Below are 19569 nucleotides of genomic sequence, written 5' to 3'. Positions count from 1 at the left end.
TAATTGTCATTAGTGTCATAGCAAAAAGGCTGGTTAAACTCGCGGAAAATAAAGCCTAGGAGGCGTTATGTTTAAGCAAATTCAACCAGTTGAGTTCGTGGTTATGCCAGTGGCAAGCACGGGTGGGGCGAGTGAGTTTCGCCAAAGCATGACGCCGCATCCCTTGGTTTATCAAGAGCTGCCACATGAGCCGCATTTTGGTATTTACAATGGCCGTTTGCGTTCATTGTTTTATGCCAAGGCCGATATGGAAACCTTGTATTGGCAGTTACGCCGACAGGTCATGATGTCGCATACAGGCGAGCTGCCAACAGAAATTCGTGGGCCAGACGCTGAGCGCATGCTCAATCGTGTTTTTACGCGCGATGTCAGCAAAGTTCGAGTGGGCCGCTGTAGCTACCAAATTGCCTGTTATCCAGACGGCGGAACCGTTATGGACGGTGTTTTGATGCGCCTTGATGAAGATCGTTTTTGGTACGTACAAAGCGATGGCGAATTTTACGGATGGCTGCGGGCACAGGCCGAAGGGTACAACGTAGAAGTGTTCCAACCGGGCATTTGGGTTAGCCAAGTACAGGGGCCGCGCTCACTGGATGTGCTCAACGCCGTTGCCGATGATGGCCTGCCGGAGCGCTTTCGTTATTTTGATATTGCCCATATCCACATTGATGGACAGCCAGTGGTGATTACCCGCACGGGCTTTACCAATGAGTTGGGCTGGGAATTTTATTTAGAGCCTGGTGCGGATGTTTTTGCGATTGGCGAGCGCATTATGGAAGCGGGCAATGTATACAACATGCTGACCACTCCAGCCGAGGTAACTAACGCCCGGCGTATTGAAGGCGGTTTACTTTTTGCCGGTACGGATTTCGATGACACCGTTACCCCGTTTGAGGCAGGGTTTGGTGCAATGGTGGATTTGAATAAGGGTGATTTTGTGGGTCGTGAGGCCTTATTGAAGGCCGATCCACGCCAACGCACTTGGGGGCTGACCTGTGCTACAGGCACACCACGGCATGGCGATGGGCTTGCGCAAAATGCGCAAGCTGCCGGCCGGGTTACCAGTGCCGCTTGGTCACCCACTTTAGAGTGTGGCATTGGTATTATCCGGCTGAACAATCCAGAACTCAGCCCGGGAGCAGAGCTAGAAGTGCTGTGTACCGATGGCGCAATGCATCCTGCGGCGGTTTGTGAGTTGCCATTTTACGATAAAGCCGGCGATATTCCGCGCGGCCGCGCCACTTTAGAGACACCGGCGGTGGTGGCCTAATGAGTCCAGCAGTCAAAGCTTCTGTCCAAGGTTTTTCGATTGAATCGGTACCGCAAGATGCCGCGCGTATTGATGATTTTCGCTCGCACTTACCTGAAGGCACGCGGGTGTATGTTGCCTGGCCGCCCAAGGCAACGCCGGATGTGATTGTTAATGCAGCCGCTAAACTCAATCAGCAGGGAATGATTCCGGTGCCACATGTGGTGGCGCGGCGGGTTGAGTCTGAGGCGGTACTAGAGCGGTTTATTGGTGAGCTGGCCGAAAAAGCTCAGGTTGATCATCTGCTATTACTGGGTGGTGATCCGCCCGAGCCAGTTGGGCCTTATGCAGACGCAGGCATGCTATTGCGTAGTGGTTTTCTGGAAGCGTTTAACATTAAAACAGTCGAGTTTGCAGCCCACCCAGAAGGCCATCCAGTCATGCGTGGGAACATCCCCACCGAGGTGCTGAGCGCTAAGTTTGATGCAGCCAAAGCGGCGGGGATTAAGGTGCAGGCGGTTTCGCAGTTTGTGCTAGATCCGATGTCGATTATTGATTGGCACCAAACAACCTATAGCCCAATGGCCGGCGGTACACCCTTGCAAATTGGTATTCCGGGGGTGGTAAGCAGCAAACGCTTATTACAAATGGCTAGCGCCTGCGGTATGGGTGAGAGTTTAGGCATGCTGCGCAAAAGCGGCCTTCGTTTGGCGAAAACCGCCTTTGGTAATGCGAGTACCGACAGCTTGGTTAACGCACTCTCGCCCCTGGTCAATCGGGCAGCGGATGTGTCAGGTTTCCATTTTTATTCGTTTGGAAATTTTGAAAAAACTGCCGCCTGGGCTAAAGCGGCTGCTGCCAATTAATTGTTGAGCTGTTTGCGTAGCAGATGCTTTTGTATTTTGCCCGTGGCCGTACGCGGAATGTCAGCAAACACAAAGTGGCGCGGCATTTTGTAGCCGGCTAGATGCTGGCGACAATGAGCGATCAGTGCTTCCTCGTTAACCGTTTGCTCGGGCATACGCTCGATAAAGGCACAGGGCGTTTCGCCCCATTTCTCATGGGGCATGGCTACCACGGCGGCCACGGCAACGGCGGGGTGTTTGTACAGGGCATCTTCAATTTCAATAGACGATATATTTTCACCGCCTGAGATGATGATGTCTTTCGAGCGATCTTTCAGCTCGATATAGCCATCGGCATGCATCACACCGAGATCACCGGAGTGGAACCACCCTCCGGCAAATGCCTCCTCGGTGGCGCTGGGGTTTCTAAAATAGCCCTTCATGACCACGTTGCCACGAAACATGACCTCGCCAATCGTGCGGCCATCTGCCGGCACGGGTTTTAGCGTATCGGGATCGAGCACCTTTAGCTGCTCTAGCGGTAAATAACGTACCCCTTGGCGGGCTTTGTAGGCGGTGCGCGCATCGGCATCGAGGGTATCCCACTCGCTATGCCATTCATTCACCACGGCCGGGCCATAGGTTTCGGTTAGGCCATAAAGTTGGGTCACGTTAAATCCAGCGGCTTCCATATCCGCCAATACTTTTTTGGGTGGCGGTGCGGCGGCGGTAAAAAATTCCACAGCATGGGGGAGTTTGCGGCGTTGCTCGGCTGGCGTCGATACCAGCAATGACATGACCGGGGGTGCGCCACACAGGTGAGTTACTTTATGTTCCGCTAGCGCCTGCCAGATGGGCTCTGCGCGCACCTCGCGCAAACAGATATGCGTGCCAAATAATACCGATAGGGTCCATGGGAAACACCAGCCGTTGCAGTGAAACATCGGCAACGTCCAGAGATAGGTGGAATGCCGCGGCATGTTGGCCACAAGCGCGTTGCCCTGTGCCAGTAAATACGCGCCCCGATGGTGCGAGACCACGCCTTTGGGGTTGCCCGTGGTGCCTGAGGTGTAGCCAATAGAAATGGCATCCCACTCATCTTCGGGCATCAGCCATTGAAAGTCCGGATCGCCGGTGGCAATAAATTGCTCATAATCTAAATGTTCAGAATCGGCTGGGCTGTCGTTAATAATCAGCTCCGGCGCTACATCACTCAGAGCTAATGCCGCCTGCGCAAGTGGCAGCAGGGCCTGATCAACGATGAGTATTTTGGATTGAGCATGATCGAGCTGAAAAGCAATGGTGCTGGCATCTAAACGTGTATTAATTGCATGCAACACGGCCTGACACATGGGTACGCCATGGTGAGCTTCTAGCATGGCCGGTATATTGGGGAGTAGTACGGATACGGTATCGCCACGGGCCATGCCAGCTTTTGTAAGGGCCGAGGCAAGCTGGCAGGAGCGCTGATAAAACTCGGCGTAACTAAAACGCTGATCGCCGTGGATGATTGCGGGATGATGCGGCATTACATCGGCGGCACGCTGCAGAAAAATCAGCGGTGTTAGCGGCTGATAATTTGCTGCATTACGCGGCAGCTCGTCGTTGTATGCGGAGTTCATTGGTCTTGCCAGTGTGGCGTGCGTTTTTCGACGAACGCGTTAATACCCTCTTTGGCATCCTGCTTGAGCATGTTTTCTACCATAATCTCAGAGGTATAGGCATACGCTTCGGCTAACGGCATTTCGCGCTGGGCATAAAACGCCTTTTTGCCGGTGGCCAGCGTCATGCTCGACTTGCTGGCAATTTTTGCCGCCATTTCCATGGTGTAGGCAGTGAGCTCTTCCGCTGCAATAACGCGATTAATTAGCCCATGCTGCATTGCCTCTTCAGCACTGAGCATATCTCCGGTTAGCAGCATTTCCATGGCCGCTTTATTGCTGACATTCCGAGACATGGCCACCATGGGCGTTGAGCAAAACAATCCAATATGCACCCCCGGCGTTGCAAAACGTGCCTCAGGGCCAGCGTAAGCCAAATCACAACTGGCAACGAGTTGGCAGCCAGCGGCCGTGGCAATCCCGGTAACCTCGGCAATCACCGGCTTGGGGTGATTAACAATGGCTTGCATCACAGTCGCACAATGGCCCATTAAACGGGTAAAGAATGCTCGCCCCGCGTCATCATGCTGCCGTGCTTGGGTGATTTCTTTTAAGTCATGACCAGCGCAAAAGGCAGGGCCGGTAGCCGCTAGCACAATCACGCGAACTTCAGGGTTGCTTGCGGCGGCCTCTAGCGTGGTCTGCAACGTATCGAGCATCTGCTCAGATAATGCGTTGCGACGGCTGCTGTCGTTTAGGGTCAGGCGCAGTACGCCGTTATCGTTTTGCTCAGATAATAAAAGCATTATTTTGCAAGCTCGATGCTCGGGCAGCGATCCATAACCACTTCAAGCCCAGCAGCGCGAGCCACCTCCTCCGCTTCGGTATTTTTTATTCCTAATTGCATCCATAACACTTTCGCATTGATGTCGACGGCTTGGCGAGCAATTTCCGGTAGCTCAGCAGGCGGTCTAAACACATCCACCATATCCACCGGTTGGTCGATATCTTTGAGCGTGGGGTAAACCTTAAGCCCATCAATTTCCGTCAAATCAGGGCGTGGGTTCACGGGAATTACCTCGTAGCCTCGGGCTGTGAGGTCTTTTAACACCCGGTAGCTAGCTTTGCTGGGGTCGGCACTGGCGCCGACCATGGCGATGCGCTTAACCCACCCTAAAATGCTCAGTGCTTTATTCTCTGTCATCTTCAATCAATGCCGTTTCAATTTTAATTTCAGACTCCAGCGTGCGATGTACGGGGCATTTATCGGCAATCTTTAAGAGTTGTTCACGCTGATCGGTGGTTAAGTTACCGGCTAGAAAAATGCGCCTTTGAAACACATCAATACGTGCCCCCTTTTCGCCACAACTTTCGCAATCAGTGCGGTGCGCTTTTTCGTGGGTGACATCGGTATACACATGGTCTAAAGGGATTTTTTTACGCCTGGCGACCATTCGAATCGTCATGCTGGTGCAAGCCCCAAGGCCAGCGGCCACCAGTTGGTAGGGGGATGGACCGCGGTCTGTGCCACCCATTGCGGTGGGTTCATCCGCCGTGAGTACGTGCTTGCCAGAGACATTAATCGTCTGCCGAAAGCCCTCAGCACTCACCTCTGAGACGCGTGTAACACCCTCAGGCGTATCGCTATTGCTTGACGCTATTTCGGCAAGTTGCAGATACCGCATCGCCCAGGCCCCAATCACATCCGCTGTGTATTCCGCATCTTCTGCCCGGGTAATCAGATGATCCGCAGCATCTAAGGTGATAAAGCTTTTAGGATGCATTGCCCCGGTAAAAAGCTCAGCGGCATTATCAATGCCAACCGTAGCATCCCGTGGTGAGTGCAGTATCAGCAAAGCGGCATTGAGATGTTTGAGCGCGTCATCAAGCTTGCTCGTTGTGATGTCGTCAAGAAACTGCCGCTGAATGATGAACGGCCGTCCGTCTAAATCGACCTCCGCCTCACCGGTTTTTTGGATGTTTTCAAGCTGTGCGGCGAAGTGCTTAGAGACATGGCTGGGGTCGGACGGTGCACCGATGGTGACCACGGCGCGTGCGCTTTTAATATCGGGTGCCGCCTTAATGACGGCCGCGCCACCTAGCGAATGACCAACCAGTAATTGTGGGGCGCCGACGGTGCTTGCCAAATGGGCAGCGGCTAAGCGTAGATCTTCAACATTAGAGGTGAAGTTGGTATTAGCAAATTCGCCTTCTGAGTGCCCGAGCCCCGTAAAATCAAAGCGCAACACGGCAATGCCTTGCGCGGCCAGCCGCCCTGCAATGCGGCGTGCAGCGGGGATGTCTTTAGAGCAGGTAAAGCAATGGGCAAATAGCGCCGTTGCGCGTATCGGGCCATCGGGCAGGTCGAGTCTTGCATGGAGCGTTTCACCGCTATGACCGGTAAAGCTGACTTTTTGTGTGCTCATGTTGACATAGTGGCTTTCATGAGCCATCGAGTAAAGCCGCTATTGGCGTACACTCAATTTATGAAAATAGGTCTATTAAGAGCGTTTGCGCTGGCCATTGTCTTATTAGCAGGACAGGCATTCGCACAAACCTTCACTCCGGCCGAGATTATTGACTGGGAGCAAGAGGTGTTTGCCGGCCCGGTTGAATACAGTTTGGCAACGGTTGATGGGCAGCTAGCGGTGCAGGCAGATTGCCAGCCTGGTGGTGCGGTGGCCCTTTACCAGCCAATGGCGATTGATTTAAACCAAACGCCCATTTTGGAGTGGTCTTGGCGGATTGAGCATGCCCATCGAGGTGAGCACGATGAAACCCGCCGCGCGGGCGATGACTACGCTGCGCGAATTTATGCCGTGCGCGATGGGGGGCTGTTCGCCTGGCGCACAAGGGCTGTTAATTATGTGTGGGCGGCCAATCAGCCCGAAGGCGCCACCTGGCCCAATGCATTTGCTAAGCAAGCGCAAATGCTTGCGATTCGCAGTGGCAATGAAGCAGCTGGGCAGTGGCTCACAGAGCGTCGTCACTTAGCGGATGATTTTGCTGCTTTGCATGGCCAAACCGCGGATCGGTTAGACGGTATTGCCATCATGACCGATTGCGACAATATCAATCAGCCAATCCGGGCTTATTACGGCTTAATAAAGGTGATCAGCGATGAGTAAAGCCCATGACCTAGTCATTATTGGTGGTGGCGTAGGGGGGCTGGTCACCGCCAGCGTAGCAGGCCAACTGGGGCTCGATGTGGTTCTGATAGAGCGTGAGCCTGTGCTGGGGGGCGATTGTCTGAATGTAGGCTGTATTCCCAGTAAAACCCTAATTCGCAGCGCCAAAGTGGCGCATACCGTAAAAAACAGCGCAGCATTTGGGGTGGTGGCCACCGGCGGCGATGCAGATCTTGGGCAAGTAATAGCCCGCGTTCAGTCTGTGATTGAAACGATTCGTGTGCATGACGACCCCGAGCGTTTTCGTGGCTATGGGGTGGATGTCCGGTTTGGTGAAGCGGCTTTTATTGATGCCCATACCGTTGAGGTGAATGGCGATCAGATCAAGGGGCGGCGGTTTGTGATTGCCACGGGCTCTCGGCCAGCCGTGCCGCCGATCTCTGGGCTCAATGAGGTGCCTTTTTATACCAATGAGAGCATTTTTGAGCTTAAAACACTGCCGAAACGGCTTGCGGTGATTGGGGCCGGGCCCATTGGCTTAGAGCTGGCGCAGGCATTTAGCCGTCTTGGCGCTCAGGTCACGGTTTTTGAAGCAGGGGCGCGGATTCTGCCTAAAGATGACCCAGCGTTGAGCCAAATGCTACTGGAGGTGCTGCGCCAAGAAGGTGTGGATGTCCAGCTTGAAGCAACTATCGATCAGATCGCGCAGCAAGCGGGCAACATAGTGCTTCATTTGGGACAGGCATCGATTGAGGTAGACGCGCTGCTTGTTGCGGCAGGTCGGCGGGCTAACACCGAGGCGTTGGCGCTGGAGAATGCCGGCATCACCTGCCCTGCCAGCGGAACAATCCAAGTTGATCAGCGTCTACGCACTACACAGCGGCATATTTTTGCTTGCGGCGATTGTGTGGGCCCTTATCCCTTTACCCATATGGCGGAATATCAGGCGGGTGTGATTATTAGCAATGCGATTTTTAGAATGCCTAAAAAAGTCGATTATCGCGCAGTGCCCTGGGTAACTTACACCGACCCTGAGCTGGCTCAGGTTGGGTATACCGCTGAAGCTGCCGCCGCGGCAGGTATCAATTTTCAGACGGTACAGTTCCCTTTTGCCGAGGTGGATCGTGCACTGGCAGACGGCGCAACAGCCGGTGAGCTTAAATTGCATGTGGCAAAGGGCCGTATCATTGGCGCTAGTCTTTTAGGGCCGCATGCGGGTGAGTTAATCCATGAGATTGCCTTAGCGGTTAGCGAGCGGATACCACTGCGTAAAATCGCGAGTCTAGTGCACGCCTACCCCACCTTGGCACAAATTACCAAGCGCGCCGCGGGCAGTTATTTTTCACCGGCGCTGTTCTCACCCAAAACCCGGCTTTTTGTTAAGTGGATTAACCGGCTACTGCCATGAGCATGTTGACCAAACGCCTGCTCGTTTTTGCATTGGTTATCGCCGTGATAACGGTGGGTGTCTTCTATCGGGGGCAGCTCGATCAGGCCATGCTTGCCGAGACGATCGATGGCTTAGGGGTTTGGGCCGTTATTGTTTTTATTGCAGCGTATGCGCTGGCTGCTGTGGCGTTTTTGCCTGGGTTAATTTTTACGATTACCGGCGGGGCCGTGTTTGGTCCGGTGGTCGGCACGGTTTATAGCTTAATCGGTGCAACGTTGGGCGCCACATTAGCTTTTCTGGCCGCTAAAACGGTCTTGGGTGACTGGGTGGCTGCCAAAGCAGGCCCGCGTGTTAACCGGCTTCAGCAGGGGATTGATCGGGAAGGATGGCGCTTTGTGGCACTGGTGCGTCTTGTGCCCCTGTTTCCGTTTAATCTTTTAAACTACGCGCTGGGGTTAACGCGTATTCGCTTGTCAGTTTATGTTGTTACCAGTTTTATCGCGATGGCCCCGGGTGCGCTTGCCTATGCCTGGGTGGGGCATGCCGGGCGTGAAGCGTTGGCGGGGCAGGGTAACTGGGTTCAACCGGCCCTAATTGCGCTAGCGCTCATCGCGCTGGTGGCATTTATTCCGCGCCTCATACAAAGTTTGCGTAAGGAGAAAGCTCCGCTATGAATCAGCCTGCTTTAGACAAGCCGTATTTTTTGGACCCGGCAAAATTCCGTGATCCTGCGCGCACGGCTAAAGGTGAACCAAGAGCCTCGGTTACCCTAAAAAAGCTTGAGACGCTGTGGATTAATACGGGCACTTTATGCAACTTGGAATGCCGCAACTGCTATATCGAATCTTCGCCAAGTAACGATCGGCTGGCCTACATCACCACCAATGAGGTGGCTTTTTATCTTGATGAAATCGCAACCCACCAGCTTGGCACGCAGGTGGTGGGTTTTACTGGGGGTGAGCCGTTTTTAAATCCGGATATGCTCGATATTCTTGAGCTGACGCTTGAGCGTGGCTTTGAGGTGCTTCTGCTGACCAATGCCACAAAACCCATGCTGCGGCCGCGCGTTAAAAAGGGCTTGTTGGCTTTGCACGCAGCGTATGGCCATCAGCTGACCCTGCGGGTTTCTATCGACCATTTTGATCCGACCTGGCATGAGGCCGAGCGCGGCGCAGAGACTTTTGAGCCGGTGATTGAGGGGCTGCAATGGCTCACCAAGCAGGGGTTTAAGGTGGATATTGCGGGTCGGCTTTTTGCCGGTGATGACGAGATGACAATGCGGCAAGGGTATGCCGCATTATTTGCCGAGCGTGGCATTGCGTTGGATGCGATGGCAAAGCAAACATTGGTTTTGTTTCCGGAAATGGATGCCCGCCTCGACGTGCCAGAGATCACCACTGAGTGCTGGCAAAAGTTAAACGTGCATCCTGATACGATGATGTGCGCAAGCTCACGCATGATCGTTAAGCGCAAGGGTGCAGATCACCCGAGTGTGGTGGCGTGTACTTTGCTACCGTATGACGAGCGTTTTGATTTAGGGCATACATTGGCGCAAGCGGCAGAGACCGTCGCGCTTAATCATCCGCATTGTGCGCAGTTCTGCGTATTGGGCGGGGCGAGTTGTGGAGGGAACTGAGTGAATCTTTATCGACTATTACAAGAGCGTGCGGCTGATAAACCCGTTCGGGTGGGTCTGATCGGCGCGGGCAAATTTGGCTCAATGTTTTTAAGCCAGGTACCCAGCACGCCCGGCCTTGAAGTGGTGGCCATCGCAGACTTAGATACCGATCGGGCACGCACGGCTTGCCACACGGTGGGATGGTTGCAATCGCACATAGACGCCACGGTGTTTTTGACCGACGGCATGGAGCTCGTTAATCGCGATGATATCGATGTGGTTATTGAGGCAACGGGGCATCCAGCGGCCGGCATACAGCATGCGCTGGCAGCCATTGAGGCAGGCCGACATATTGTGATGGTGAATGTTGAGGCCGATGTTTTAGCTGGGCCGTTGTTGGCCAAAAAAGCGCGTGAGCGGGGCGTTGTGTACTCCATGGCCTATGGTGATCAGCCCGCTCTAACCTCAGAGATTGTGGACTGGGCGCGAGCCGCTGGCTTAGAGGTGGTGGCAGCCGGTAAAGGCACAAAGTATTTGCCGGCTTATCATCAAGTGACCCCCGATGATGTGTGGTCTCATTACGGCCTTTCTGCCCAAGAAGCCGCCGCGGCGGGGATGAACCCGCAGATGTTTAATAGCTTTTTAGACGGCACCAAATCAGCCATCGAAATGGCGGCCATCGCCAATGCGTGTGATCTAGCAGTGCCTGATGCGGGGCTGGCTTTTCCGCCCTGTGGAGTTGATGACTTAGCGCATATCATGCGACCGCAGTCGCTAGGTGGTGTGTTGCCTCAGTCAGGAGTCGTTGAGGTGGTCAGTAGCCTTGAGCGTGATGGCCGCCCGGTTTATCGGGATCTGCGCTGGGGTGTTTATGTGGTCTTTAAAGCGCCTAATGACTATGCGGCCGCCTGCTTTCGGCAATACGGCTTGCCAACGGACAGCACCGGGCAATATGCCGCGATGTATAAGCCCTTTCATTTGATTGGGCTGGAATTAGGGATCAGCGTGCTCTCTGCGGCGTTGCGTGGCGAGCCAACGGGGCAGACCCGCGCGTGGGTTGGCGATGTGGCCGCGGTGGCAAAGCGAGACTTAAAAGCGGGTGAGACGCTGGATGGTGAAGGCGGTTACACCGTGTGGGGGCAGTTAGTTTCAGCGCGCCGCAGTGCAGCGGAGCATTTGTTGCCGATTGGCTTAGCACATGGGGTGTCTTTAAAAAATGACGTGCCCCGTGGCCAAGCCGTCACGCTGGCAGACGTGAGCTTACCGAATAACCAAGCTGTGCAAATTCGCCAAGAGATGGTGGCGCAGTTTTCTAACTAAGCCTAAAGATCAAAATGAATCTGAATGTTTCCGGCAATTGAATCGCTGCTTGAGGCGTCGTCTGACTCAATGTAGTCGACAGCGCCAACCACACGCAGCCGGTCGCTTACCGCCCACTGCAGGCCGGCGCCGAATTCATGCCGATCGCCGCCATGTTCGGTTGTGATGCTGTCACGCTCGTCATAACGCACTACATCTTCACCAGAAAGGCTTCGCCAGACGTTAAAGCGCAAAAATGGGCGCAAGGCCCCTTTTTCTCTGGCAAGCTGGGCGCCACCGCGGGCAATACCGGCGGTTGAGTAGGAATAATTGATCTCCGCCAGCCCATCATTGAGTGATTCCCAATCGATGCCAGCCCCCATGAGCTGTAGGTTAGGCGTAATGGCCCAGTGTTCGGTAAGCTCGATGTAGTGGCCGACTTCTGCCGAAGCAACCCACCCAATGCCCTGGGGTTTGGTGGTCTCTCCCTCTACCGTTTGAGCCGTTCCCTCCAGCCATTGGGCACCAAGCAGAAAATCCCAATAGGTATTGTTGGCGGTAACGTAGGTTGTATAGACACCTACTGAGCCGAGGTTCATATCTAAGCTGCCAGCCGGTTGATTGGCAATGCCGCCAATTAATCCTGAAGCATCACCTTCAACGTGCCCGAGGCCAAGCAAAGTGCCCCAGCGATGATTGCCGCCATCAGAATTGTGGGTGACTGACCAATCACGACCGATGTTGGCGGCGTAAATCGTGCCATCAAAGGCTGGCTGGCCGGTGCCTGACCAGCTTCGGTCCCAGTCTTTCGTGCGCAGACGCGCCCAAACTTGGTGCTGGTCGCTTTGCCCGAGCTCGCCAAGTCCGCCGCGGCGGTCATGGAAAGTGCCATAGGTAATTTTGACTAAGTCCCGTGATACAGCGGGGATTTTTGCCTTCAATGGCACGCTTGCCCTTAAGATCGGCACGGCCTCAAAAACGGCAGGTGTTAGCACGGCGCCGGTGTCATCCACAGTTTCTTCTTGCACAAGCTCTAGGCGCGAGGTGCGCAAATACCAACTTTCCTCACTGCCCGCTGTGGCGCCGCCTTTGTATAGGCGGTACTCGTAGGCGCCCACTTCCAGCACTTCGCTGAGCTGAAAAGCCCCTGCTTGGCTAGTGGCACTGCCGGCAGCCTCAACCACTAAAATGCCATCCCCTTGCGTGGCTCCACCAGTACCGCCTTGGTTATTTACGATCAAGGTGGTGGTGCCGCCAATCTGGCCGTTTTCTACAACCAAACGATCAGTTGCCGAATCATCTCCGCCCAAAACGGTATTGATGACTAAGCTGCCGTTGATACCGGTGTAATTGCCGGTAATGGTCAGGGTGTTTCCCGGGCCGCTGCCGGTTAAATCAATCCGCCCGCGGTTAATCACGTTAGCCCGACTGCCGCTAACCGATTGTATTCGTGAGCTGGCGGTGCCCGGCATGGCGACCACTTGGCTGGTGGCATCAATCTCTAGCGTGCCACCGCGGGTGCCAGAATCACCTAGGGTCAGGTTACCGTCTAATTCCAGCCGCGACCCGCGACGCAGTTCGATACGCTCCCATTCTAAGAAGCGACTTATTCGCTGCACCCGATGATTTTCAAAAATAAGGATGTCATTGTCTTGGCCGCCACGAACCTCGCCGCCAATCGTGCCACCGGAAATGCGCAGTACATCTTCACCACTGCTTAAGCTGACAAAGCCGCCGATAGTGCCGCCGGTAATGGTGATGGTGTCGTCGCCAAAACCGGCAGATAGGTTGTTATCAATCGTGCCATCGGTCATGGTGAAAAGGTTATCGCCAGCACGTAGTGCCACCGTGCCAATCCGTCCGCCGCTCAAAGTTCCCTCATCACCCGCGTTAAAGGTGCCAACAATACGTCCGCCGGTCATCGTGAAGGTGTCAAAACTGCCGCCTTGGTCAAGGCTTTGAATTTCGCCTCCCGTCATTTGAAAGTCGTCGATGCCATCGCCTTGGTTAACATCACCCGCCACGCCGTCGGTGATTGTTAAGGTATCGTCATCTGTGGTTTGAGTGATGTCGAAGTTGGCATCGGTTGGAGTAAGAGCTCCACCATCAACACTTAACCCGTTTTCGGTAAGTACGGCATCTTCGCCGGCGGACTGCGCAGCAATTGGCGCAACAAGCCATAAAAACCCGATAATGGCGGCTTGCGTGCTTTTACCTAAGAAATAGTTCATGCCAACAGTTTGGCGGGTTGGTAGCTAGATCGAAATCACATAATTACGGTAATGATCGACGGGGGCTAGCCAGCATCTCCAGCAGCATGTGCGGCACGGTGAGGGCGGCTAGGGTGATGAAGACCAGCCTAAGCAAGATATCGTCGGTGGGCAGCGATAAAAGAAGCGGCGCGCAGGCGGCCACCAACCCATACGTTGCAAGGGTAGTAGGCGCAAGCGCTTTAAACCGTTCGCGCCAGGTGGTGAGCTCTAGGTCTCTGGCAACCAGCAGCAAATGCCGAGGGCTATGCAGAAAACAAAAGTACGCAATGAAATAGGCCAGTGGGTGTAGCACCCAAGCCGCTGCAATAAACAACAATGGGTCACGCCAGTCAGATAGGGCTCGGTTTGGCGCACGCCATAACCCAAGGGTTAAAAGGGCACCACCGATTGCCAAGGTAAATGGTGCGGCCGTTAATAACGGACCCGTGTGCATGGCGCCTAAAGCGTTAAAGATCGGCTCAACAGCGGCGGGCTGAAGGGCAAGAGGTAGCGAAAGCAGCCATAATCCATAGCCAAGCCCACCTAAGCGCCCAAGACGTGGGGCAACGTCATCTCCAAAATGCAGTGCTGAATAGAGAAGAAATGCCGCCAGTGCCGTGGTGGGCGCCTGTACCCATAGCAATACAACCAATGCACCGATGAATAGATAAGCCACAATGAAGGCAGCAAGGCGGGGCAGGCTATGAAGCGAGAGCTCTTTTTTTGCAACGAGGGTATCGAAGCTGCCATGGGGTAGGCCCAAAATGGCCACTGCAATGGCTAACGCCAGATAAAGCGTTGCTTCGCCAGGCACAGCAGCCAGGCCAAGGGCCAGCGCCAAACCAAATAGGAAGAGATGTTGAGCGGGCGGGCGTGTGCTGGTAGCACTCGTGTTCATGTGGTTTTTAATCCTCGTATCAGGGCGGCTTTAAGCAAGGGCCTAACCGGTAGTGCCGACATCACTGATAGTAGATCTTCCGCCTTGGGCTGTCCCATTAAAAACCGGATTAGCGAATCGGGTGCTGTGCGCTCAAATAAACGCATAAACCGATCTGGCGCTTGTTCAGGTGCTTGCCATAAAGACTCAAGAAACACGCCATCAAGCCAGTCCATTAATCGGCGGCGCTGCGGAGCAGTTGGCCCTTTTCCTGTCAGGATACCTTCTGCACATTGATCAGCCCATGTCTGTATTGCATGAAAGGCATACCCCGTGGCGGGCCGCATGCTGCCACCGGCAGTGCCAATTTTAAGCCACTGTTGATGGTGATAACTGGCAATCGGTTGCATCGGTAAGTGCCCCTGCTCTTGACGATGAATCGTTGCGGTGGATAACCCGCGCAAGCTGAGCTGCTCATCTAAAAGCGTGTTGAGGGTGTCGGTATTAGCCGGCGTAGGCGTGAATTGGGTGATTTCAACCAGGCGATGATTGGCTGTCAGCGGTAGCTCGTAGACAAAAGTCACCAGCGCGCTGCTGCTGGGGATGAAATCCATGATACGAACGGTGTTGGGATCACTATCAAACTTGCCGATTACTTCTCGACCCACAAAGCTCTGCCACAACCACGGCCGTTGTATGTGAATAGACGGTGGCCGAGAATCGAGCACGTAATCGGCATGAAATTTCTCGCCAGTGTTTAGCTCTAGGGCCCATTGATTGTTACCAAAGCTGGCGCTTTTGAGTGATGAGCCCTTAAACAGCTGCCAGTCAGTTCGGCGCTGTGCGGCCTGGAGACTGATTGTTTGAACGCCGCTAGCACTGAGCATTTCATAGGCATACTGGCCGTTACGCACCACTTCTTTGCCGCGGTGGCTAACTGCCCAGCGCGGCCAGCGGCGCGTGGCATGGTCAGAAAACGCGTGCTGTGTAAGCGGCCATCCGCACCAAGTTTGGTCATTTTGGGGTAGCTCACGAGGCTCAATAATGGCAATGCGGCCTTTGTAGCTCGGCTCAAGCCGCATAATTAGGCTCATGGCCGCTGCGCCAAACCCGATAAAGGCCAGATCAAACGAGGGCATCGCCAGTGCCAATGAGTGTTCGCCAGGTAACGCCCGCCCGTTGCCTGGTGTTTAAAGACACACGGCCATCCCAGTAGCGGCAGCCGTTTTTAGCCACTTGAAGGCCAATAGCGCGATAAAGCTGTGTGGCCACTTTAATGGCTTGGCGATTACGCCATGGGATTAGCGCAAAGCCGGGCGCGGCAGCGGCATAGTAGTTTTCGGCAAGCGCGATGAGGCGTTCAATGGCTGCGCTCACAATTGCGCGCTGAGTAGGGCTGGCACTAGCAATTTCTGCTGGAGAGAGGTCATTCACCCATTCTGCGGGTAGGTAGCGCCGGCCCTGCTGGGCATCTTCTAAAACATCGCGTGAAATGTTGGTGAGCTGCATGGCAATGCCCAGTGCAATTGCCGCGTCGGCTCCACGTTGTGGGTTGGCACCGAGTAGCGGGCACATTAGCTCGCCCACCGTGCCGGCAACTGCATAGCTGTACTCGAGTAACTCAGCTTGCGTTTCGATTTGTTTGCCATAACGGCTTTCTTGGCTTGCGCTGGTGGCGAGTGTGGCTAATGGCGCTAGGGATAGATTTCGACGCGTGGCCATCTCTGCAAACCCGTCGATTGGCAGGCAACTTGGGTCGTTTGCTTCAAGGCCGTGCTGCAGGGCCTCAAGCGTTTGAGTTTGGTCTTGTTGCTCGTCAGCCAAGTCATCAATCAGACGGCACGCCGCATAGAGGATGGCAATATCGCGCGCATCATGGGGGCGTAAAAACCGGCTGGCAAGGTAGAAGCTGCTGCCATGCTTTGCCAGCACCTCACGCGGGGTCATCCCGTTTCTCCAAACCTCTCCGGCAGTAGGCGATCAAGCACTTTAGCGCTGGAGAGTACCCCCGGTAGGCCGGCGCCGGGGTGGGTGCCCGCGCCAACTAGATACAGATTACGCAACCCCTCAGCTTGATTATGAAACCGGAACCAGGCCGATTGCCTGAATAAAGGCGCAATACTAAATCCGCTGCCATCAACGCTTTGATAGTTTTCTCTAAAATCTTCAGGCGTCATAAAGAAAGGCGAGCGCACATGCTGACTAAGATCTGGCATGATGGATTCTTCAAGGGCTTTAATAATGCGCTCTTGCAGCTTAGGCCCTTCAACAGCCCAGTTGATATCGGCCTGTAAATTAGGCACTGGCGCTAAAACATAAAAGCTATCATGCCCTTCTGGCGCAAAGCTTTGGTCGGTTGCCGTAGGGCGGTGTAAATACAAAGAAAAATCTTCTGCTAGGATTTTGCGATCAAAAATATCTTTAAGCAGCTCGCGATAGCGCTCGCCTAACCAAATGGTGTGGTGGGCAATCGAGGGATACTGCCGATCTGTGCCAAAGTACAGCACAAACAGGCCCATTGAAGTTTTAGCGAGCTTTTGCTTGAGCTTTGCGACGCGCGGTGCGGGCTGCATGAGCTCGCCATACAGGTGCATGGGGTCAATATTAGACACATAGGTATCGGCCGTTAGCCGGCGCCCGTCATCTAAAGTAATACCCTTGATCTGTTTTTGATCTTGCTCAATGGCGACCACGCTGCGGCCATTTTCTACCTTAACCCCCTGTCGCTCGAGCAAACCGGCCATGGCATCAACCAGCGCACCGGTGCCACCCATTGCAAAATGCACCCCCCATTCGCGCTCTAAATAATGAATGAGCCCATAAATACAGGTGGTATGGAAAGGATTGCCACCGACCAGCAGCGGCTGCAGCGATAGGGCCTGACGCAGGTAGGGGTGTTTAATATGACTGGAAACCATGGTCCACACGCTGCGGTTAATTCGCAGACGCAACAGATGCGGGATTTGCCGCAGCATAAAGCCCGCGTTATGAAACGGCTGGTCACCGAGTTGTTTAAACCCAATGTCAAACAGCGCTTTGGATTCTGCTAAAAGTTTGTGATAACCGGCTACATCATCCGGGTTAAAGCGGGCAATTTCCGCTTCCATCCGCTCGATGCCTGGGCCGTAATCGAATAGAGAGTTATCGGCAAACCGAAAGCGATACCAAGGATCGAGTGGTTGCAGGGTTAGGTGATCGCTGAGTGTTTCCCCAAACAACGAGAATAGCTCAGTAAAAAGAAATGGTGCGGTAATGACGGTTGGGCCGGCATCATGCCGATATCCGCCGCGCTCAAAGACTTGCGCTCGACCGCCAAGGCGAGGACACCGATCAATAATCGTGACGTCATGCCCGCGTGCTCTAAGCCTTAAAGCAGCCGCAATGCCGCCAAAGCCACCACCAATAACCACGGTTTGCATACTGCGCATTATGCGCTGCGACGCGCTTTTTGGGCAAGCTGATTGCTAAGGTATGAAATCTCTGTAGCCAGCGGTTCTGGCATCGATTGATTGAGTTTGTTAGCGCGAGATAACGCGGCATTAACATGCCGCAGGCAACGGTTATAAGCCCATTGCGCATCGGTGGGTTTAACCCGCGAGCGATGATGCCACATGGCATGTAGCCCATGCGGAGGATCAATTTTATTGGCGCTGCTACCGATGGGTTGGTCATCAAGATCATCTAAGATCTGATAGGCAAGGCCCAGCGCTTCGGCCAGTGGGCGGCATGGAGTACCACCAATCTCAATGGCCAGCTCGATAAGCGGAGCGGTTTTACGCTGAGTTGCATCCAGATAATCACGAACTCGCCAGTGGCGGCTTTGGGTTGGCGTTGCCAACTCTAAGCTTTGCCCGCCAATGACACGCGCGGCGTGTTCAGCGAGTGACTGGGTAATTTGTCGTGCAACGTCGGCGTGTTTAATCGTCGTAGCCGCTTTAAATGCAGCGGCTAAGAATAAATCGCCGGTGCACAGGGCAACGTCTGGCCCATATTTGGCCCAAACGGTTTGATGACCGCGGCGAAAAAGATCGCGATCGCTAATGTCATCATGAATAAGTGAAGCGTTATGCAAAAACTCGCACGCACTGGCGGCGGCAACTGCATCGCTGGTATCAAGGCGTAAAGAAGCGCTGGCTAAAGCCAACTTGGCCCGCATGCGACCCCCACCCGTTTGTAGGTGATAAAGACCGGCTTCCTGTGCGGGGGAGCTATTTAGGTCGAGTAATAGATCGACCATGAAGTGGTCGACTTTTTCCAGCAAGTCATTGCTGGTGGGCATTATCGCTGCCGCAATAAGGCTGAGATCTGGAGCATTGGCCATGGTCGGTCACCCTAATGCTGGGTTATCAAGGCGCCTGGCGATAATGCCCGCCAGACGCCTTAACAACATAAGCTTACTCAGGTGATCGGAATTCCGATCAGGCCTGGGTATTTCCCTCTGCCTCGGACTTGCGAATTGCAATGGCGAGGATAAGGATGCCGAAGACGGCCTTAGCAACGATGTCAGCGATGGTGTAACCCACCTCAACCGCCGTAATTGCCGCACCGCCCGTGAACCCGATTAGCGGGAACAAGAACACGATGGGGTAGAACAACCAAGAGATAACAACCAAAGTTGCTGCTCCGTTGATCAATCCACGCACGTTCTCAGGCTGGTTGCTGATTGACCCTTTCAGGCCGACCACCAGCTGGTAGACGATGTAGATGAACGGAATCATCGACAGAACCCAGAAGGTGAACCGAGTGCCAGAAGCCTCTGCCACTTCACCTGGGTAACCCAGAATAATCATCAGTGCTGCAGCACCACCAAGCCAAACACTCTTAGAGATGGTTTCGTCACGCGCTAAACGCATTACCAAAATCAGCTCGATGAGCAGCAGTGGAACAGTCAGCAGCCAGTCAACATAGCGATATGCTTGGTTGAATGGTGATCCGGTCACTTCGATGGAGCTGCCGACAACCGAAAAGGCGGCCTCCCATGAAAGCATGATCTGCAGATAGTGATAGGCCGCAATGGCGGTAACCAAACCTGAGATAGTGACGGCCATACGATAGGCCGGAGCAACGTGGCTACGAGAGAACCACAGAAACAAAGTAGCGGCGGCCATTACCGCTAAACCGAACGAAAACGCGTTCTGTACAAAGGTGTACTGGCCTAAACTTAAACTGGCGAGATCCATGATCTACCCTCCTGATTAAAATCACTCCGAACAGTACGCTCACGCTTGCGTGGGGTCAATGCCCTTTTTTGGGGCACGCATGAATTTTAGCAGCGAAGTTGTGCGATTCAACTTTACCCCCCCCCCCCCC

Annotated in this window: 18 protein-coding genes; 7 read left to right on the top strand and 11 right to left on the bottom strand. The window is 54.2% G+C overall.

Translation table 11 applies throughout. The features are described from left to right. The first annotated feature begins 67 nt into the window (after window positions 1-67). Both GH984_RS05635 and GH984_RS05630 read left to right on the top strand, forming a co-directional pair. The gene (locus GH984_RS05635) at window positions 68-1270 is read left to right on the top strand and encodes an aminomethyl transferase family protein (protein WP_153719252.1); all 1203 of its coding nucleotides are present in this window, start codon (window positions 68-70) and stop codon (window positions 1268-1270) included. Then, window positions 1270-2115 (top strand): methylenetetrahydrofolate reductase, encoded by an 846-nt coding sequence (locus GH984_RS05630; RefSeq protein ID WP_153719251.1) that lies wholly within the window; start codon window positions 1270-1272, stop codon window positions 2113-2115. The genes GH984_RS05635 and GH984_RS05630 overlap by 1 nt, the downstream gene beginning before the upstream one ends. Here GH984_RS05630 and GH984_RS05625 read toward each other — a convergent pair. Genes GH984_RS05625 through GH984_RS05610 form a run of 4 tightly spaced genes read right to left on the bottom strand, consistent with a single transcriptional unit; the run spans window position 2112 to window position 6121 of the window. Further along, window positions 2112-3716, bottom strand: a complete 1605-nt coding sequence (locus GH984_RS05625; protein ID WP_172973179.1) for an acyl-CoA synthetase — start codon at window positions 3714-3716, stop codon at window positions 2112-2114. The genes GH984_RS05630 and GH984_RS05625 overlap by 4 nt on opposite strands. Continuing rightward, complete coding sequence (locus tag GH984_RS05620) at window positions 3713-4501, bottom strand: enoyl-CoA hydratase (RefSeq protein ID WP_153719249.1); 789 nt, start codon at window positions 4499-4501, stop codon at window positions 3713-3715. The genes GH984_RS05625 and GH984_RS05620 overlap by 4 nt, the downstream gene beginning before the upstream one ends. Continuing rightward, complete coding sequence (locus tag GH984_RS05615; RefSeq protein WP_153719248.1) at window positions 4501-4899, bottom strand: CoA-binding protein; 399 nt, start codon at window positions 4897-4899, stop codon at window positions 4501-4503. Before GH984_RS05615 ends, GH984_RS05620 begins: the two co-directional genes overlap by 1 nt. After that, a complete protein-coding gene (locus GH984_RS05610) occupies window positions 4886-6121 on the bottom strand; it encodes a bifunctional alpha/beta hydrolase/OsmC family protein (RefSeq protein WP_153719247.1) in 1236 nt (411 codons plus the stop codon). Before GH984_RS05610 ends, GH984_RS05615 begins: the two co-directional genes overlap by 14 nt. Before the next feature lie 60 nt (window positions 6122-6181). On the opposite strand from GH984_RS05610, the gene GH984_RS05605 reads away from it, so the two are divergent. The 5 genes from GH984_RS05605 to GH984_RS05585 are packed head-to-tail and all read left to right on the top strand — an operon-like array spanning window position 6182 to window position 11151. Next, window positions 6182-6823 (top strand): DUF3047 domain-containing protein, encoded by a 642-nt coding sequence (locus tag GH984_RS05605; RefSeq protein ID WP_172973178.1) that lies wholly within the window; start codon window positions 6182-6184, stop codon window positions 6821-6823. After that, entirely contained in the window at window positions 6816-8231 is a 1416-nt protein-coding gene (locus tag GH984_RS05600) for a dihydrolipoyl dehydrogenase family protein (protein WP_153719245.1), read from the top strand. The genes GH984_RS05605 and GH984_RS05600 overlap by 8 nt, the downstream gene beginning before the upstream one ends. After that, entirely contained in the window at window positions 8228-8887 is a 660-nt protein-coding gene (locus GH984_RS05595; protein WP_153719244.1) for a TVP38/TMEM64 family protein, read from the top strand. The genes GH984_RS05600 and GH984_RS05595 overlap by 4 nt, the downstream gene beginning before the upstream one ends. Beyond that, complete coding sequence (locus tag GH984_RS05590) at window positions 8884-9849, top strand: radical SAM protein (protein ID WP_153719243.1); 966 nt, start codon at window positions 8884-8886, stop codon at window positions 9847-9849. Before GH984_RS05595 ends, GH984_RS05590 begins: the two co-directional genes overlap by 4 nt. Continuing rightward, window positions 9850-11151 (top strand): NAD(P)H-dependent oxidoreductase, encoded by a 1302-nt coding sequence (locus GH984_RS05585; RefSeq protein ID WP_369691958.1) that lies wholly within the window; start codon window positions 9850-9852, stop codon window positions 11149-11151. Between the two features lie 2 nt (window positions 11152-11153). Here the strand turns inward: GH984_RS05585 and GH984_RS05580 are convergent, their stop codons facing one another. From GH984_RS05580 to GH984_RS05550, 7 genes are all read right to left on the bottom strand, one after another. Continuing rightward, on the bottom strand, window positions 11154-13361 hold the full coding sequence (locus GH984_RS05580; RefSeq protein ID WP_153719242.1) for an autotransporter family protein: 2208 nt from the start codon (window positions 13359-13361) through the stop codon (window positions 11154-11156). A gap of 43 nt (window positions 13362-13404) precedes the next feature. Next, a complete protein-coding gene (locus GH984_RS05575; protein WP_153719241.1) occupies window positions 13405-14280 on the bottom strand; it encodes a Brp/Blh family beta-carotene 15,15'-dioxygenase in 876 nt (291 codons plus the stop codon). Then, window positions 14277-15410: a lycopene cyclase family protein gene (locus tag GH984_RS05570; RefSeq protein ID WP_153719240.1), complete on the bottom strand. Its 1134-nt coding sequence runs from the start codon at window positions 15408-15410 to the stop codon at window positions 14277-14279. Before GH984_RS05570 ends, GH984_RS05575 begins: the two co-directional genes overlap by 4 nt. Next, a complete protein-coding gene (locus tag GH984_RS05565) occupies window positions 15385-16206 on the bottom strand; it encodes a phytoene/squalene synthase family protein (RefSeq protein ID WP_153719239.1) in 822 nt (273 codons plus the stop codon). The genes GH984_RS05570 and GH984_RS05565 overlap by 26 nt, the downstream gene beginning before the upstream one ends. After that, window positions 16203-17687 (bottom strand): phytoene desaturase family protein, encoded by a 1485-nt coding sequence (gene crtI, locus GH984_RS05560; protein ID WP_369691957.1) that lies wholly within the window; start codon window positions 17685-17687, stop codon window positions 16203-16205. Before crtI ends, GH984_RS05565 begins: the two co-directional genes overlap by 4 nt. Further along, complete coding sequence (locus GH984_RS05555; RefSeq protein WP_153719237.1) at window positions 17687-18580, bottom strand: polyprenyl synthetase family protein; 894 nt, start codon at window positions 18578-18580, stop codon at window positions 17687-17689. Before GH984_RS05555 ends, crtI begins: the two co-directional genes overlap by 1 nt. Before the next feature lie 97 nt (window positions 18581-18677). After that, window positions 18678-19439 carry a bacteriorhodopsin-like gene (locus GH984_RS05550; protein ID WP_153719236.1) on the bottom strand — a complete coding sequence of 254 codons (762 nt, stop codon included), beginning with the start codon at window positions 19437-19439 and terminating at the stop codon, window positions 18678-18680. Between the last annotated feature and the right edge of the window lie 130 nt (window positions 19440-19569).

It is taken from the genome of Spiribacter salilacus (assembly GCF_009649225.1).
Taxonomy (GTDB): Bacteria; Pseudomonadota; Gammaproteobacteria; order Nitrococcales; family Nitrococcaceae; genus Spiribacter; species Spiribacter salilacus.
The sequence above is the reverse complement of the archived record's forward strand: the minus strand, read 5'-3'. Positions and strand labels throughout refer to the sequence as shown.

Excerpts from the sequence above, each read along its gene's own strand:
- GH984_RS05635 (WP_153719252.1), top strand. The coding sequence starts at position 68 with ATGTTTAAGCAAATTCAACCAGTTGAGTTCGTGGTTATGCCAGTGGCA.
- GH984_RS05555 (WP_153719237.1), bottom strand. The coding sequence starts at position 18,580 with ATGGCCAATGCTCCAGATCTCAGCCTTATTGCGGCAGCGATAATGCCC.
- GH984_RS05630 (WP_153719251.1), top strand. The coding sequence starts at position 1,270 with ATGAGTCCAGCAGTCAAAGCTTCTGTCCAAGGTTTTTCGATTGAATCG.
- GH984_RS05580 (WP_153719242.1), bottom strand. The coding sequence starts at position 13,361 with ATGAACTATTTCTTAGGTAAAAGCACGCAAGCCGCCATTATCGGGTTT.
- GH984_RS05610 (WP_153719247.1), bottom strand. The coding sequence starts at position 6,121 with ATGAGCACACAAAAAGTCAGCTTTACCGGTCATAGCGGTGAAACGCTC.
- GH984_RS05620 (WP_153719249.1), bottom strand. The coding sequence starts at position 4,501 with ATGCTTTTATTATCTGAGCAAAACGATAACGGCGTACTGCGCCTGACC.
- GH984_RS05590 (WP_153719243.1), top strand. The coding sequence starts at position 8,884 with ATGAATCAGCCTGCTTTAGACAAGCCGTATTTTTTGGACCCGGCAAAA.
- GH984_RS05575 (WP_153719241.1), bottom strand. The coding sequence starts at position 14,280 with ATGAACACGAGTGCTACCAGCACACGCCCGCCCGCTCAACATCTCTTC.
- GH984_RS05600 (WP_153719245.1), top strand. The coding sequence starts at position 6,816 with ATGAGTAAAGCCCATGACCTAGTCATTATTGGTGGTGGCGTAGGGGGG.
- GH984_RS05605 (WP_172973178.1), top strand. The coding sequence starts at position 6,182 with ATGAAAATAGGTCTATTAAGAGCGTTTGCGCTGGCCATTGTCTTATTA.
- GH984_RS05615 (WP_153719248.1), bottom strand. The coding sequence starts at position 4,899 with ATGACAGAGAATAAAGCACTGAGCATTTTAGGGTGGGTTAAGCGCATC.
- GH984_RS05595 (WP_153719244.1), top strand. The coding sequence starts at position 8,228 with ATGAGCATGTTGACCAAACGCCTGCTCGTTTTTGCATTGGTTATCGCC.
- GH984_RS05625 (WP_172973179.1), bottom strand. The coding sequence starts at position 3,716 with ATGAACTCCGCATACAACGACGAGCTGCCGCGTAATGCAGCAAATTAT.
- crtI (WP_369691957.1), bottom strand. The coding sequence starts at position 17,687 with ATGCGCAGTATGCAAACCGTGGTTATTGGTGGTGGCTTTGGCGGCATT.
- GH984_RS05550 (WP_153719236.1), bottom strand. The coding sequence starts at position 19,439 with ATGGATCTCGCCAGTTTAAGTTTAGGCCAGTACACCTTTGTACAGAAC.
- GH984_RS05565 (WP_153719239.1), bottom strand. The coding sequence starts at position 16,206 with ATGACCCCGCGTGAGGTGCTGGCAAAGCATGGCAGCAGCTTCTACCTT.